Origin of the sequence: Ferroacidibacillus organovorans (assembly GCF_001516615.1) — a bacterium.
GTDB classification, from domain to species: domain Bacteria; phylum Bacillota; class Bacilli; order Alicyclobacillales; family SLC66; genus Ferroacidibacillus; species Ferroacidibacillus ferrooxidans_B.
Genome location: NZ_LPVJ01000035.1, coordinates 15,766 through 30,566, shown reverse-complemented (window position 1 = coordinate 30,566; position 14,801 = coordinate 15,766). Strand labels below are relative to the sequence as shown.

Here is a 14,801-nt window from a genome sequence, read left to right as displayed (position 1 = left end):
CCTGTTTATTTCGATAATTACATTCGTACCTTCAGGAATCTTAAGGTTCAGTTTTCTGCCCTGGTGCTATACTTTTTGTAAAAATATACACTTGGTCGGTTTCAAACAATCAGTCGGTAGAAAACAGATACGTAACCTGGTTGATTCGATGGCAACTACCGGATACGAGACCAAATAATGCCATTATGATATAGGTAAACATTGGGAGGTTGATGTTCCTATGGAGGACATACATCAAATGGTGAAACAAATTGTCCAGACTTATCAAACGAACGATCCATTCCGTCTTAGCCAAGCACTTCATATCCATCTCTGGCCAAGTCGAATGCCGCCTGGCCTATGGGGCGTGTTTATTTACCGTGCGCCGCAGGCGTTCTTCAGCTACGACATGACCGCGCCAGGCACGCTCCAAACCACCTATGTCGCACACGGTCTTGCCCATTATGTCCTTCATCGCGAGCATTCCCCACTCTTCATCGAACGAGACGAGCCCGACCCATCCGTTTTCGAAGCAGTGGCCCGGGCATTCGCCGATGATTTGCTCTTTGGTACTGGCAGCATTGCGATTTCTGCAAAACCCCACATGATGGATTGAATCACGCCTTTGAAACCATCACAGATGGGCAGTCATTCTCTTGTCCATCACTTTCCAGCATAGTGTCTGCAACGAATCGGGCAAAGCGCCGAAGTTCCTCGCCGCACGTTTCCGTGCATTCCGCCTCCCACCGAAGCAAAAGCGCATGTGCATCGGTCGGCAGCAATGATTTCAACTGCTCCGTCAACGTCTCCGTTACCGGTTCTCTTTGCTTTGAATGAAGGTCGCCCTCTTCATAGAAATCATCGATAAGTTTCTCAGCCAGAAGTCGTTTTGTCAGTCCACACACGAACGTCACCCCCCCCTTTGGTTTGTCCAAGATTACCTCTCGTCTCAAACGTCAGCAAGTCCTTTTTGAGCCACTTGTGGCACCCGCACGGCACCCACGCATCTGCACGCGGAGGTACGATGCGGATACACAAATCTATCCACCCATCGACAGCAATGGTTGTTGATGCGAAAGGAGGTGAATCGCTGCAGGAACAAATGACCTCCGAGTAGGTAGACAGGGAGCACAGCAACCAGTGGGAAACGGTCAGGTCGAGACACTTGTGGCACTCTACGCGCACCATGAGCCCTGTTTCACTGAGGTATGATGCTAGTACAGAAAGGAATAGAAGACGCCAAGACAGCGGCACAAATCGCTGTCTTTTTGTCGTCACCAGAGGAGGTGTTTTTATGATTCAAAGTCCTATCAAATGGCAAGGCGGCAAGTCACGACTGCGTCGGGTTATCCTCCCACTCATCCCTTTGCACACCTGTTACGTCGAACCGTTTTTCGGTGCAGGGTGGGTCTTTTTCGCGAAGCCGAAATCGAAAGTGGAGGTGATTGCAGACGTCAATACGGAACTCGTCAACTTCTACCAAGTTGTAAAAACGGATTTGGAGGCATTTCTGAGCCAATTCGACTGGACGCTCTATTCCCGAGAGGAGTTCGTACGCATCATGGATCGGCGTGACACCGAACGCGATCCGCTGTTACGCGCGTATGACTTTTACTATCGCGTACAATCCCACTTCGGTGGCAAGTACAACCATTCGTATGATTGGGGATATGGTCGGAGCAAATCAGCCTTTGATTTTTCAGCCATCCGCCCCCGTATTGAGGCAGCACACAAGCGTCTGTGTGGTGTGTATATCGAAAACCGGCCATTCGATGATGTCATTCCTCGCTACGACGGCCCAGACACGTTTTTCTACTGCGACCCTCCGTACTTCGGGCTGACCGGGTATCATCAGCATCCGTTTGCAAAGGAAGATCATCTCCGTTTACGCGACATCTTGGCGAGTACTCAAGGTAAATGGTTACTCAGCATCAACGACCATCCGGATGTCAGGCACTGGTACAAGGACTTCCATATGGATGCTATCGATGTCCTTTACTCGATTAGTCGACAGAAAACAGGGCACAAGTCGGGTGAACTCCTCATCCGCAACTACACACTCGATGCCCAAGCAGAGGTGAGTACGCCATGAACAACACATCGAAGAATTCAAAATCCGAGAAGGTCAGCCCCTTCACCTATTACCGAATCTCCCTACCGGCAGACTTTCAAACATCCACGAGTCAGCCCCACACGCTGCTGAAATCGCTGTCGGAAATCTTGTGGCAGAGACGAAGACTGGGTTGGCAAAGTCCGCTACCTTTTCGGTTTCTGATCGTCAAAGACGCCGCTTCGTCGGCCATCCGTCTCTACTTTGGTGTCCCCACTGATCGCGCACCCGCGTTCCAATCTGCCTTTGGATCTTCATACGCAAACGTGCATCTCATCCCGGAGCCCACATCACCTGCCGCAGGTCTTGACGCCGACAGACGTTCCGTCGCATTTTCGTTTCGCAAAGGGGGCCATGGACTGGAACCCTGGTTGCCGCTCGCACAAAATCACGTTGGGAACGTAGATGATCCGCTGGGCGCCGTCCTGAACGCCATCGGTTCGGATGGATCCAGCCGCTGGGCATTCGAGGTGTGGCTAACACCGCTTCGGAACGGTCGTTTCCAGCGTACGCTGCAGGCCAAAGCAAAGGTTCCCAATCAGTCCTCCGGATCCTTCTCGTTGTCCGAAGTCCTCAGTGAGATATTCGGAAAACAGTTACCAAAGAAACAGCCTCAACCCCGAACCATGAATGAATGGGAGTCGGCACAAAGACAGGCCATTCGATCACGGCTCGCACCAGGTGAGCGCCCATTTCTGGTTTCTGTCCGTGTATTCGCCAGCGGATCCACCAGTGCCAAAGCTCAGGTGCATGCGGTACTCGCAGCGATGGGGCACCTGCAACACCAGGGACGAATCGTCCCTAAAAGAATCTCCAAACGACGACTGGCCAAAGCCATGGAACTCGGGAAAGCAACACACCCCATGTGGTGGACTTCTGGCGAACTAACCTCCCTAGTCCATTTGCCGGACAGCCGTCAGTCCTCCTTCCACTATGTCGCGGCGTCACAGGGGCTGGTGCAGCCACCCCCGAAGTCAGTGAGAAGCGGACTTCGACTCGGCTGGTCCAACTTCCCCGGTAACGAAGAACAGGAGATTCGGATTCCGTTCAATCAAGCAGCGAAGCACACCTTTCTCGCGGGTGCAACTGGTTCTGGCAAGACGACGACGCTCCTGCAGATCATGCTCGGACTGGTGAGTCAGATGCAAACAAATCCCGAAACCGCACCCGGATTCACTTTCTTTGATCCGCATGGGGGGGCCATCGAGCGATTGCTTGCACACATTCCACCCAGTCTGCATTCGAAGGTGCACGTCATCCCGCTTGGGCCAACCGCCTATCCACGGGGTCTCAATCTGTTTCGGATGGGTCATCGCTCAGACGCAGAGGCCGTGACCGGTGAGTTTGTGACCACGCTTCAGGAACTATGGCCGGGATCGCGTCCGCGATCCGAACACTACCTGCGCAACAACGTCCTGTCGTTACTCCAGAGCCCGCCGCAAACCATTCTCGGCATCGCCCATCTGTTTTCGGATGACCGCTTTCGGCAGGATCTGATTCCGAAACTGCCACCGCACTTGCAGGATTTTTGGACTTCAGAATTTGCGGAAATCCGGAACATTGCCGACCATCTCGGTCCCATCTGGAACAAGCTCGGTGCGCTCACCACCTACCCGTCTCTTCGCCGGATCCTCGGCCAAATGAAAAGCGCCGTCGACACGCGCACCGTGATGGACGACGGGCATATCGTACTCATCGATGGATCCGGATGTACCACGGACGCGGTGAAAATCATTGCCGGTCTGTACCTCATCGACCTTCACTTCACCTGCAAGCGTCGGCCGGAACACCGCTCGCGGCTGCATATCTTCCTTGGCGACGAAACGCACTTGTACGCTGTGAACGTGTTGCAAAAAATTCTCGCCGAAGACCGCAAGTTCGGACTGTCCTTGTTTTTGGCCACGCAATACCTTGACCAATTGCCCGACCCCATCCTTGCCGGCATCCTCGGCAATGTCGGTACGCTAATCCTGCTCCAACTCGGTGGCCCAGACGCCGACCGGTTGACGCGCTGGCTCAAGCCCGACGTGTCTTCCCGCGAGCTGATGACCCTGCCCGAGATGAATGCGCTGGTACGTACCAAACTGGAGGGCGGTGTGACAGAATTGTTCACCATGCGAAACCCACTTGTAACATCGGGCAATGACAGTTGGGCCGCACAGGCACTCGCCCATTCAGATCGCTATGATGGCCGACCGGCCGACGAGGTAGACCGGGAAATTGAGGCCATGTACAACCGTTCAAATGGTGGCAATCTAGGTCAATTCCCGATGCAATAAGCGAAGTCAGGGGCATCTCGGACCGCATAGGGTTCCGCATAGCTTTGCGCATAGGGTTTCGCATAGCCTTGCGCATAACAAGTCGATGTCGCATGAGCCGCAGATCCCAAACGGGGTGCGGCTTCGCGGCTTTGCCGCTTCGGGACATATTATCTCATCCGCCCCCTACGAAGGGAGATCCGCACATCATGTTCGTTCCACGACACATTGAACGGGAAATTCTTCTTGCACTTTACCGCTACCGGATGCTCACCTCGGAGCAACTGAGCCTTCTGCTCCATTACGAACTGCCGACGCTTTACAATGCATTTCGCACCCTGAAACAGAAGCGTTGGGTCGAACCGCTATCTCTCGACTTTCTACCACGCAATGTAAAAGGTTGGATCTTGACCAAAGAGGGAATGGAAGTGGCCTTCGGGCTCACCAAAGAATACCGAATCCAGCTCCTACGTCGAAGCAACAGTCCCATTGGTCAAACAGAACACTTATACGGAAGCAATCGTTTTTTCACTGACCTCATAAGGCATAGCCTTCATGGTCCTGACGAGGAGGGACTCATTGACTGGATCGGCATGCGCGATGGTGGTGACCGTTACAGCATCGTCGACCGTAAAGGAAAGAAAACGACACCCCTTCGACCGGACGGGATCGGCACCTATCGATTCGCAAATGGAAACGACGTTATTTTCCATGTTGAGTACGATACGGGCAGTGAACACCTCTGGGTTCTGCATAACAAGCTCTGGCAGTATGTCGACATCCTGAAACAGTTTTGGTCAAACCTCTCTCTCGTCAATGTGCTATTCATCACGCGCGATCCACGCCGTTCAGAACGAATTCTTGGACTCTGGAAAGTCATGCGAGAGGACGCGTTTCGCAGACAATCCGTTCCAGCCGTATGGACGGTCACCGAAGGCACACTTGCAAAACAAGGGCCTTTTGCATCCGTTTGGATCGGGTCAGAGTACACTGCGGCATCCTTTCAAGACTTCCCCCGGCTGGACGGCAGACACGCAGATCGGAGTGTACCTCTTGGCAAACAGATGCATATTCAGCCGTTTGCCAAGGGGGTCAAGGGAGCGGATCAGCTATGAACAGACAGCGGCCGATTCAAGTCCTTCTCTGGGTCATGCTTTCCATCTCAACAATGGGGTCTATCGGATTTTTCACGAATACCAATCATCCGAAACCCTTGCAACAAACAAGTCTCAAAGAAACATCCGTTCTGCAGGATGAAGAGGCGTCTGGATTTGCGGCGGCGTTTGCCCGCCAGTGGCTGACCTGGAAAGTCGGCGAAAGTCAGAAGGCGTGGCAGGCTCGCATGCAGCCCTTTGTCGCCTCCACACTGCTTGGTAGCGCCCAGCCAGTCCCTATTGGTCATAGCCAAAAGAGCCAGCAGGTGGGTGCGGTATTCCCCATTCAAGTGAAGCGAGTGGGACAGTCTTCATTTTTGGTCGACGTCTATGCGCAAACGAACCTCCACCCACTCATCAGATTGACCGTTCCCATCGACTTCGATCATAGGGGTCGCCCTGCCGTGATCCAGTGGCCGCTCCTCCATCCGGTTCCTTCGGCGGGATCTCCTGGCACCACATCGCCCGGACAAGCTGCCTCGGATTCTGTGACAGCAACGCTCCAGCCTGTTGTGACCTCATTTCTTCAGGCTTACCTGGCGGGCAAGTCGCCGGACGACCTCACCAACTTCGTTGCGCCCGGTACCACGCTTCAACCCCTGCATGGACTGTTGCAGTGGAAGGATCTGCATGACATGCGTGTATTCGGGACGGGGCCTTACACCGTCATCGTCACGGCGGATGTAGTTGATCCGGCAGATCAGGTGACCCTTCCTCAGACCTATGTCCTGAAGATGATTCAGAACGGCGGCAAGTGGTTTGTTTCCGCACTCAAACCCTGACCAAGATTCGAACAAACGATACGTCTTGACAACTGGAGGCGATTCCTATGCCCCTACAATTTCTCGATCTATTCGCTGGTATTGGCGGCATGCGCCGTGGACTGGAGGACGCCGGGATGCAGTGCGTCGGTTCCGTGGAACGAGACAAGTTCGCGCGTCTATCCTATCAAGCTATTTTTCAAACGGAAGGAGAGTGGTCAGCCGATGACATCCAAACCGTCGAACCAGGCAGCATGCCAAAGGCCGACATCTGGACGTTCGGCTTCCCCTGCCAAGACCTGTCTGTCGCCGGGAAACGGCAAGGATTTGGTGGGGAGCGAAGTAGCCTGTTCTTCAAAGTGCTCGACCTCGTCCGGGCTCGTCCCGAAGATCATCGACCCGAATGGTTGGTCGCTGAAAATGTTGTCGGGTTTCTCTCCAGTAACCGGGGCTTCGACTTCCTTACCGCCCAAGTTGCGCTGGCCGAAATCGGGTATGACTGTGAATGGGACGTGTTTAACGCGACCTCCTTCGGCATTCCCCAACACCGGGCGCGTGTGTTCCTTGTCGGCCATGCTCGAAATCGAGGTCAACGAAAAGTATTTCCTCTCCTCCTCGACACAACAAATCCTTCTGGCGCAACTGCAAACAGAGCAGAGTCGAAAGGCCGCTCTGCAATCGAACCAGAGTATCCCGTGACGTCATGTACCAAGGCCACTTCAAACGACTTGATTCTGTCCGCCGTCGCCTCTCCAGGCTTCTTACGAAAACAGCAGCGGCGGCGATTCAAGGAGCCACACGAACCGATGTACACGCTGACCGCTATGGAACCGCACGGGGTTCTGGTCACCCGGAAAGGACGCGGTCAGGGTGCCCTCTGGGTGCACCGAGATGTCGCCACCTGTCTGGATGCCAGCTATCACAAGGGACTCGATGCCCATCAGATGCGCACCGGCGTCATGGTGAGAACTATCGCGCGGTTGCCAAACGACACAGGGCAAACCGGGCGAATTTTTAATCCAGATGGATTAGCCCCCACACTCCTGAACCATCACGGCGGCGCAGTCGCCAAAATTCTGCTGGATGCTCGAATCCGTCGTCTCACCCCGCGAGAATGCTGGCGGCTGATGGGGCGAACCGATGCAGAGTTTGATTGCGCCAAAGCGGCCGGAGTTTCCGATACACAACTCTACAAGCAGGCGGGCAATTCGGTGATTCCCCAGATTGTGACCGCCATCGGTCGACGCATTGCCGCACAGACCCCAGAACACACATCCCAGTAACACCGGGATCCGTTGTCGGTATGTCATCCTCACCCGGCAAAGGGTCAAATCGCTTCAATGACGAGGAGGTGAGCAAAGTGGATTTTATCAGCACGGGGATTACCTGGGCGGAACACGTATTGCAGGCTGTGTTCCTTTGTGTCGCAGTCTATCGCGGCGTCAAATTGTATGCACACGGGGAGCAGAATCGACTCTGGGGACACATCATCCTTTCCTGCATCCTCGCCATATTCGTGTTTTTTCCGTCAATCGCAGTGTTTCTCGCGAAGTATCTGTTGCAAAAACTCAACATCAATCCCGGTCCCTGAACCCTGGCCGAAATAGGAGTGTGATGCAACATGGCTGAGCCGCGTGCGGGTCAGGCGTTTTATCACGCGTACCGTTCTTTGTTCAAGGTCAAAACGGTCCTCTACCAGATTGGCGATGTAAGGCTCTGGATGCCCATCGACCAGGACCTCATCTTGCTCTGGCTACAAATCTTTCTCGTGTTTGTCGTGTTCTACTACGTGATCCCGATTCTCAAATGGATCTCGCCGTTGGGTCCAGCGCTCACCCTCAGTGTCGTCCCGGCTGCCCTCGCCTATATCGCACACAAACTCGATCCGGCCGGGAAGTCAACCTCCGCTTACCTGCGGGGTATCCTGTTGTTCCTTTTCCGCAAAAAGCACATCCGGTGCTTCGAACGCATTGCATTGCCACGCGCACGCCGTGCGCTGCGCTGGTCCCTGTCCGCCAGGCGTTACTACACGGTCGACCTGGCGAACGGATGTCGCATTCGCTTCTTTCTTGCTGAACCACTCGATGGCCAACTCGAACCTGGGTCCACCTTGCGCGTGTACCCAAAAGCGCGGCTGCGCTGGCACAAACGAACCCATCGCTTCTCCCTCACACCGCTACCCGACAAACGGTCTCCACACATCGACGACGTTCGGACAAAGCGCGGGAAGCGCATTTGGGTCTGGACCGTGACCGCGCCAGCGGATCTCACACTGACCGCATCGGACGCATCCATCCAAACCCACCCGAGGAGGGGTGCCGGATGAAGTGTCCCGTTCTCTACTACGAGCAAAACGTCTACTTCGACGCGCGGCTCCAAGCGTGGGCTGCCTATCGCATTCCCCAGCAACCGTATGCCTTTTCGTCCCAGGAGAAAAAACGCGCCATTGTCGATCAACTTCGTGGTTTCCTGCATGCGCATCGCGGCGCCTGTCATCTTCTCTCCCTGACGGATGACATTCGTCCGACTGGATTCTTTCATAGCGGCGATGGCCAAAGTGCAGAATTCGAGCGATATCGCGCTGCGGTCATTGAAAAGGTGGCGAATCAACGGCCATGGCACCGCTCCCTGTTCCTACTCGTCAAGCTTGCGCATTCGCGATTTTCCGTACCAGACCTAGATCTCGCCGCTCCGGGGCGAACACTCGCTTCGCTCCGGGGATTTGCGACGGGCATTGGCCGAACATTGCAACAACAGTTCCTGTCTGCCCCGTCTGGTGAAATGGACCGACAGGTGCTCGTTGACACCCTCTCCGCAGAGGCACTTGTGTCCCAGTCCGTCCACGCGGCACTCGGAGGCGAACGGCTGCAAAGCGGAGACCTTGAATGGCTCCTGTACCACCCGTTTCATCGTGCCCTGCCGGGAGAATCCGTGCCAAGTCTCGGTCTTGAACCCAGCTACCAAATCGCTGTGCGCGGAGAACGGGTGATGCTCCGGCCACGCAAGTCCCTGCCCATTCTTGTCGCCGGCGACACCGTGATCGAGGAACGGCTACGTACACTTGTCATTCATCATCAAGATGACGGTGCAAGGCAAAGTTGGCAGACGTTTTTCTTCCTCGTCGATGTGCCAGAAGAGATCTCCGACATCGGGCAGGAGTGGCTGTATCGCCTCGATGACCTGCCCGATCCGGTTGAATGCAGCATCCACCTTGAAATAGAAGCGCCACACACAGCGGCGGCTGGGCTTGAGCGCAGCCGCAAGGCGCTTAAGGATCAGCAACGGGAGTTTGTGGACGGAACCGGCGATCTACCGCTCACGCTTGAATGGGCCGGAGATCGTGGACGACATCTCGAACACAAACTTCAGCACGGCATGCCACTGGTCCATGCGACCGTTACGTTCGCTGTCTTCGCGCCGACCCGTACAGAACTGGAGGCGCGTGCAACCCAGTTCTCCCAACTGTGCAGCACACTGCGTCTGCGCGTCGTGCGCTCGCCAGGGGATCAAACGCGGGGCTTTCTGAACAGCCTTCCTGGAACCGACATGGAGAAAAAGCCATGGTCTATCCCCATGGACCCGGGGTACCTCGCAGCGGGTGTTCCGCACGGCAGCCGGGATGCGGGAGACCCGACAGGCGATTACATCGGTCGCACGCGCCAGGGGACGCCCGTGCTCCTTGACTTAGCCCGACCGATGTCAAGGGAACTCAATCGCAGCGGTGCCGTCGGGATCGTCGGTACGCTTGGCGGTGGCAAGTCAGTCCTGAAGAAACTCCTTTTTTACCTTGCCTTCAACCACGGCGGCAGCATCTTTTCCATAGACCCAAAAGACGAGGACGGTTGCTTCACGGGCATCCCTGAAATTTCAAAAGGACTCACGGTCCTTCGCCTGTCTGCCGGATCACGAACACAAATCAACCCGTTTCGGATGGCACAAAGTGAAGAACGCAGTCACGCCATCGCGCACGATTACCTGAGCCTGCTCCTGGACGGGCAACGAAACGACGAACGTGCGGACATCATCATGGAGGCGATCGAGCGGACGTTTGCCACCTCGTCGCGAGACCTCTATCGCGTCATGAACGAACTGCAGAAACTGAGCCAATCGAGCGGACACGAGGCCATGCGGGCGGAGGCAAGGCGGTGCTTCACCCGGCTCCAAGGATACACGAAAAGTCCCTACGGCCGATTGGTGTTTGCACGCGATGACGGTATGAGCTCACTCCCCGACACGCGATTTGTTGTGGCAAGCTTGTCCGGACTTCCCTTGCCCAAGCGGGCACCCGGTGAAACGGGCAATTTCACACCAAACGAGCGCTTTGGCGTGGGGATGATGTATCTCATGGCGGCGCTCGGTCGCGAACGGATGTTTCACGGTACACCTGGTGGTTTGAAGCTCTTTGGCATTGATGAAGCGTGGCTCTTGCGCTCCTTCCCCGAGGGCCGACAACTCATCGACGAAACGGTGCGCATGGGGCGTTCCTATGGTGTCGTCCCCATTCTCGTCACCCAGAACCCGGGCGATATCGCCGAGGAGGAGTTGCGCAACAACCTCGGCGCCATTTTTTGCTTTCGCACCGAGGATCCACGTGCCAGCCGAGACAACGCCATCCTATTGGGTCTTGATCCAAACGAGGCGTCACTTTGGCAGGAATTCCGGAGCCTGCGCTCCGGGGAGTGTTTCTTCAAGGACATTGAAGGACGGGTCAGTCTGATCCATGTCGATCCGACACCGGACGATTTACTTGACGTGTTCAACACATCCGTCGATGGGGGGCGTTCGTCATGAGGTGGAAGAAACGCTGGATGTGGTTCACCGTCATCACAACTTTTCTCGTCTGTATCGGCGTTGCAGTGATTGCGACTTCATCACCCGCCTTTGCGGCGACACAGTCTGCGCCTTCGATGGTGAATCAAATCCTGCCGACCGAACAGCAGGTGGGCGTGACCACGGGGGTCACCCCCGCCTACCGGACGTATCCTCCAGATAGATACGCCTTCGATCTAGGGTACAACCTCGTGACTTGGGAGTGGGGCGGCCTCAAACCAAGCCTGAATGACCCGATCCCATTTCTCGGAAACGCAATCGCCAGTTGGATTTTCATGGGCTCAGGGTTCGTTACACGGTTTGGCATCTTTCTGGCCGAACTTGGGTTTCACACGCAGTTGGTGAACAATCAATTGGCCGCCGTTACGCCGCTGCTTGTCGGGCTACGCCAAAGTCTGTTCGGACGCTTTCTCCCGTTCAGTCTCATTGCGCTCGGTTTTTGGGTTGTGAAGAAGGGGATGATCGACAACCAACCGACGCGGGTCTGGTCCGGACTCCTCGCGAGCGTCGTCGTGCTGGCGGGTGGGCTCTTTTTTATGGCGAATAGCGGTCCCGACATCCGGTTTCTCTCGACCACGATGGATCGGCTCGCGCAGGTGACCATGGGGTCGCTCGCGCAGCCATTTCAACAAATTGAGGGAAAATCGTCCATCCCACCTGGGCAAGCGGCGGACACAGAACTCGTGATCACAGCGAATCAGGTCTGGGATTTGCTCGTCACCCGCCCGTGGGTGATTGGGGAATTCAACCGAACCGAACAGCAACCGATAAGCGTGACGCCCGCAGAAGCGACGGCCATCGAGAAAACCGCCGCATCGGACCATGTTTCCCTGCCCATCTCACCTGGCGAGGACTGGATGGTTCTGATGCGCTCGTACCCAGACGGCTCCCAGCAGCGAACCATCCTTGCCACGACCCTTGGGGACCCGTCCATCAACCACGCGGGACACACAGACATGCCGGACGTTCTTGGCGCGGGGAGTGTGATGCCAAGGATGGTCATTGCATTGTTCTCTTTGGTGGCGTCACTCACGTTCCTGCTCTTTGTCGCCGTCATTGCAGGCATGCTCATCGCAGCACAGGAGATGGCGCTCGCGCTCATCCTCGTCTGTCCCATTGTCTTTTTACTCGGCGTTCTGCCAGGACGTGGGTTTGGGTTGGTGCGCGCGTGGCTTGGCTGGCTGATTGGGGCACTTGGGACGAAAGTGGTATATGGCCTGTATTTCGGTCTCACATTGCTGTTGGCCGACGTCGTGACCAAAACAACCGGGCTGCTCATTTTACAACAAGTGCTCGTGTCACTGTTGTTCTTTCTCGCCTTCTTGTTTCGCAAGCGGGTGCTCGGTGCCATTCTCTCGAAGGTCGCGCGCCGACACCCCACGAAATGCTGAGAACGTCCGTGGTGTACGTGCGTGACCACTTACGCGAAACGTCAACGTCCGTTGGTCGCACGAGCGGCTTCGCCAAAAACGTAGTCCGCCGATTCAAGTCCAAGGGAAGCGATAGCGACGGCGGTGAGGAAGGATGAAACGCCCCACGAAACGCATCATTGGTTGGGTCATCGCGGCAGTCGGCGGGTGGGGTGTCGCGATCGTGATCCTATTGTTTCTGCTCCTGCTTGTGACGCTTGGGGTGGTCATCTCCTCTCGCGACAACGCCCTGCCATTCTCGTCGACGGCTTCTGTTGAACCCATCCCGCCACAGCTTGTTCCCCTCTACCACGCAGCGGGTGCCAAGTATCACGTGCCATGGGCGATACTCGCTGGGATTAACAAGGTGGAGACCGACTTTGGCCGCGACTTGTCCGTCTCATCGGCAGGTGCGATTGGGTTTATGCAATTCGAACCATCCACGTGGGCACAGTATGGCGTCGATGCGGACGGTGACGGCAAGATAGATCCATACGATCCGGTCGATGCCATCTTTTCCGCAGCCCATTACCTATCCGTTTCTGGCGTGAAGAAGAATCCCATGCAGGCTGTCTTTCAGTACAACCACTCGACAGACTATGTGCGCGAGGTACTGCGTTTGGCAGAAATCTACCAGACGTGGAACCCACTTAGTTCAGCCTGGGTTTGGCCCGTGGCGGATACAGGAGACCGAATTTCGGGTGTCGGCCATTCAAACAGTGAACCGCTGAACGTGATTATCCATTGCCCGGCAGGTGTGACTGTGCAAGCGGTTCACAACGGCACCGTTACGTCGGTCACAGGTATGAGCGTCACGCTGGATCTCGGGAACGGCCTCACCGTCATCGAGCAGGGGCTACGACCGACAGTTTCTTCTGCGCAGGTGGTCCATGTTGGAGAACCACTCGGAATGGCCGCCACACGGGGCGTCACAGCCTCAATTGAGGAGCAGGGTGCGCCATTGCCCCTCCTGTGGTTTGTGAGCCCGTCACAGCCAAACCTGGCCCCCACACCGCCGCCTATGATGACACCAACACCAGCCAACACGCCGTAGTTACCCATCTTTGTGCTCAGGACAGAGACATGGCAGATGGCCAAGCTTTCTCGTTGCTCATGCTCGGTCCCGAAGCTATGATGACACACTGAGAAAGGAGGGATGCAGCATGCCAGATCAAGATTTGAAAGACAAAGTTCGCCGTGTGCGTAAGGAAGGGAGCCTGAAAGTCCAGAGCAAAGCCGAGGCATTGGAACTCATCACGTACGCACAAATCATGTATGGATACCAATTTCGAATCGAAGGTCACACAAGTTTCTTCTACTTGGTCGTCGACGAGGACGATTAACGGCAGTCCGGCGCAAGTTGCTGTCGGGCTAAAAACGAGTTAGGCTGTCAGCCAACGCGAGGAGGTGTTGAAACTCGTGGATAAGCAAACCTTGGAAGAGATGGTGTGGCGCGTCCGGGAGGAAGGGGCCATTCAGTTGTCCAACAAATCAGACGCACTTGAACTCCTGCACTACGCAAGAATGACGTACAGATTTAACTTCTTGGTCGGGTTCAACGTTTATGGTTGTCGGGTGATGGATGAACACAGGTAATCAGCGACTCATGCACTCTATTAAGGTTCGAAGGGAGAAATATCATATGAACAGGATACAGGTACCAAGACCCGTGTATGAGGGTCTGGAAGCGGTTCGTCAGTCTGGGGCAATCAGCATGTTCGACTATGGGTCAGTCCTTCAGATGACGGATCTGCTGAACAACAAAGATGCGGCAAGGTGGCTGCGGGATCACAAACGGGAATACCTGGAGAGCGTGCTCTACGGCATCGAGCCGGAAGATTGATAAATTCGGGAGGCGTTCACCCATGCAATATGAGTTCACTGTCAAACCAAGTCATTTTGGAGGCACGTGGTACGAGGGAAACGTGGACGGATATTACGTACACGCCCGTGTATTCGAGGAGCCGTCCAAGTTTGGCATCAACGACGGCAGAATCTCCGCCCTGATGGTCGTCCCGAAAAAAGGGGACGGCCTTTTTCATGCGTTAGTCAACTACGACCGCTCGTGGGATGGCAATCTGCCCGAACTGAAATATCGGTCAGTCGTAGAGAACGTATTTGCCTGTTTCCATGATCGTGACATCGACTGGGCATATGAAGAACGTAAGCATCGCGAACACATGGAATTTTGATCATCGGCATCGTAGGCGTGCGGCCGATGCCCAATGAGAACAAAAGGACAGTGGGAGATCCGCTACCTGTGGGCATCGGTCGACTCGCTGCAACCCCAAGAAAGGGCG

The 14,801-nt window shown here is 55.4% G+C and carries 16 protein-coding genes; 15 read left to right on the top strand and 1 reads right to left on the bottom strand.

What is annotated here, in order from left to right; translation table 11 throughout:
• Positions 1 to 220: 220 nt before the first annotated feature.
• Positions 221 to 595 carry a hypothetical protein gene (locus ATW55_RS09010; RefSeq protein ID WP_067715977.1) on the top strand — a complete coding sequence of 125 codons (375 nt, stop codon included), beginning with the start codon at positions 221 to 223 and terminating at the stop codon, positions 593 to 595.
• Between the two features lies 1 nt (position 596).
• On the opposite strand, the gene ATW55_RS09005 is transcribed toward ATW55_RS09010, so the two are convergent.
• Positions 597 to 884 (bottom strand): hypothetical protein, encoded by a 288-nt coding sequence (locus ATW55_RS09005; protein ID WP_067715973.1) that lies wholly within the window; start codon positions 882 to 884, stop codon positions 597 to 599.
• A 389-nt stretch (positions 885 to 1,273) separates the two neighbouring features.
• On the opposite strand from ATW55_RS09005, the gene ATW55_RS09000 reads away from it, so the two are divergent.
• From ATW55_RS09000 to ATW55_RS08940, 14 genes are all read left to right on the top strand, one after another.
• Positions 1,274 to 2,071 (top strand): DNA adenine methylase, encoded by a 798-nt coding sequence (locus ATW55_RS09000; RefSeq protein ID WP_067715970.1) that lies wholly within the window; start codon positions 1,274 to 1,276, stop codon positions 2,069 to 2,071.
• A gap of 128 nt (positions 2,072 to 2,199) precedes the next feature.
• Positions 2,200 to 4,368 (top strand): type IV secretory system conjugative DNA transfer family protein, encoded by a 2,169-nt coding sequence (locus ATW55_RS08995; RefSeq protein ID WP_153005087.1) that lies wholly within the window; start codon positions 2,200 to 2,202, stop codon positions 4,366 to 4,368.
• Positions 4,369 to 4,556: 188 nt separating this feature from the next.
• Positions 4,557 to 5,462: a replication-relaxation family protein gene (locus ATW55_RS08990; protein ID WP_067715964.1), complete on the top strand. Its 906-nt coding sequence runs from the start codon at positions 4,557 to 4,559 to the stop codon at positions 5,460 to 5,462.
• Complete coding sequence (locus ATW55_RS08985) at positions 5,459 to 6,283, top strand: conjugal transfer protein (protein WP_067715960.1); 825 nt, start codon at positions 5,459 to 5,461, stop codon at positions 6,281 to 6,283. The genes ATW55_RS08990 and ATW55_RS08985 overlap by 4 nt, the downstream gene beginning before the upstream one ends.
• 47 nt (positions 6,284 to 6,330) lie before the next feature.
• Positions 6,331 to 7,545, top strand: coding sequence for a DNA cytosine methyltransferase (locus ATW55_RS08980; RefSeq protein ID WP_067715956.1), 1,215 nt, complete (start codon positions 6,331 to 6,333; stop codon positions 7,543 to 7,545).
• A gap of 77 nt (positions 7,546 to 7,622) precedes the next feature.
• Positions 7,623 to 7,853, top strand: coding sequence for a hypothetical protein (locus ATW55_RS08975; RefSeq protein WP_082685697.1), 231 nt, complete (start codon positions 7,623 to 7,625; stop codon positions 7,851 to 7,853).
• Between the two features lie 30 nt (positions 7,854 to 7,883).
• Positions 7,884 to 8,588, top strand: a complete 705-nt coding sequence (locus ATW55_RS08970) for a TcpE family conjugal transfer membrane protein (RefSeq protein WP_067715949.1) — start codon at positions 7,884 to 7,886, stop codon at positions 8,586 to 8,588.
• A complete protein-coding gene (locus tag ATW55_RS08965) occupies positions 8,585 to 11,053 on the top strand; it encodes an ATP-binding protein (protein WP_067715945.1) in 2,469 nt (822 codons plus the stop codon). Before ATW55_RS08970 ends, ATW55_RS08965 begins: the two co-directional genes overlap by 4 nt.
• On the top strand, positions 11,050 to 12,483 hold the full coding sequence (locus tag ATW55_RS08960; RefSeq protein WP_067715941.1) for a hypothetical protein: 1,434 nt from the start codon (positions 11,050 to 11,052) through the stop codon (positions 12,481 to 12,483). Before ATW55_RS08965 ends, ATW55_RS08960 begins: the two co-directional genes overlap by 4 nt.
• Before the next feature lie 133 nt (positions 12,484 to 12,616).
• Positions 12,617 to 13,555: a lytic transglycosylase domain-containing protein gene (locus tag ATW55_RS08955; RefSeq protein WP_067715935.1), complete on the top strand. Its 939-nt coding sequence runs from the start codon at positions 12,617 to 12,619 to the stop codon at positions 13,553 to 13,555.
• A 109-nt stretch (positions 13,556 to 13,664) separates the two neighbouring features.
• Positions 13,665 to 13,844: a hypothetical protein gene (locus ATW55_RS08950; RefSeq protein WP_067715931.1), complete on the top strand. Its 180-nt coding sequence runs from the start codon at positions 13,665 to 13,667 to the stop codon at positions 13,842 to 13,844.
• Between the two features lie 76 nt (positions 13,845 to 13,920).
• Complete coding sequence (locus tag ATW55_RS16315; protein ID WP_160327206.1) at positions 13,921 to 14,097, top strand: hypothetical protein; 177 nt, start codon at positions 13,921 to 13,923, stop codon at positions 14,095 to 14,097.
• 46 nt (positions 14,098 to 14,143) lie between these two features.
• The gene (locus ATW55_RS08945) at positions 14,144 to 14,344 is read left to right on the top strand and encodes a DUF5049 domain-containing protein (RefSeq protein WP_067715927.1); all 201 of its coding nucleotides are present in this window, start codon (positions 14,144 to 14,146) and stop codon (positions 14,342 to 14,344) included.
• Between the two features lie 22 nt (positions 14,345 to 14,366).
• The gene (locus ATW55_RS08940) at positions 14,367 to 14,693 is read left to right on the top strand and encodes a DUF7678 domain-containing protein (protein ID WP_067715924.1); all 327 of its coding nucleotides are present in this window, start codon (positions 14,367 to 14,369) and stop codon (positions 14,691 to 14,693) included.
• Positions 14,694 to 14,801 lie beyond the last annotated feature (108 nt).

Excerpts from the sequence above, each read along its gene's own strand:
- ATW55_RS08985 (WP_067715960.1), top strand. The coding sequence starts at position 5,459 with ATGAACAGACAGCGGCCGATTCAAGTCCTTCTCTGGGTCATGCTTTCC.
- ATW55_RS08965 (WP_067715945.1), top strand. The coding sequence starts at position 8,585 with ATGAAGTGTCCCGTTCTCTACTACGAGCAAAACGTCTACTTCGACGCG.
- ATW55_RS08960 (WP_067715941.1), top strand. The coding sequence starts at position 11,050 with ATGAGGTGGAAGAAACGCTGGATGTGGTTCACCGTCATCACAACTTTT.
- ATW55_RS08945 (WP_067715927.1), top strand. The coding sequence starts at position 14,144 with ATGAACAGGATACAGGTACCAAGACCCGTGTATGAGGGTCTGGAAGCG.
- ATW55_RS08990 (WP_067715964.1), top strand. The coding sequence starts at position 4,557 with ATGTTCGTTCCACGACACATTGAACGGGAAATTCTTCTTGCACTTTAC.
- ATW55_RS08955 (WP_067715935.1), top strand. The coding sequence starts at position 12,617 with ATGAAACGCCCCACGAAACGCATCATTGGTTGGGTCATCGCGGCAGTC.
- ATW55_RS08950 (WP_067715931.1), top strand. The coding sequence starts at position 13,665 with ATGCCAGATCAAGATTTGAAAGACAAAGTTCGCCGTGTGCGTAAGGAA.
- ATW55_RS09000 (WP_067715970.1), top strand. The coding sequence starts at position 1,274 with ATGATTCAAAGTCCTATCAAATGGCAAGGCGGCAAGTCACGACTGCGT.
- ATW55_RS08980 (WP_067715956.1), top strand. The coding sequence starts at position 6,331 with ATGCCCCTACAATTTCTCGATCTATTCGCTGGTATTGGCGGCATGCGC.
- ATW55_RS08970 (WP_067715949.1), top strand. The coding sequence starts at position 7,884 with ATGGCTGAGCCGCGTGCGGGTCAGGCGTTTTATCACGCGTACCGTTCT.
- ATW55_RS08940 (WP_067715924.1), top strand. The coding sequence starts at position 14,367 with ATGCAATATGAGTTCACTGTCAAACCAAGTCATTTTGGAGGCACGTGG.
- ATW55_RS09010 (WP_067715977.1), top strand. The coding sequence starts at position 221 with ATGGAGGACATACATCAAATGGTGAAACAAATTGTCCAGACTTATCAA.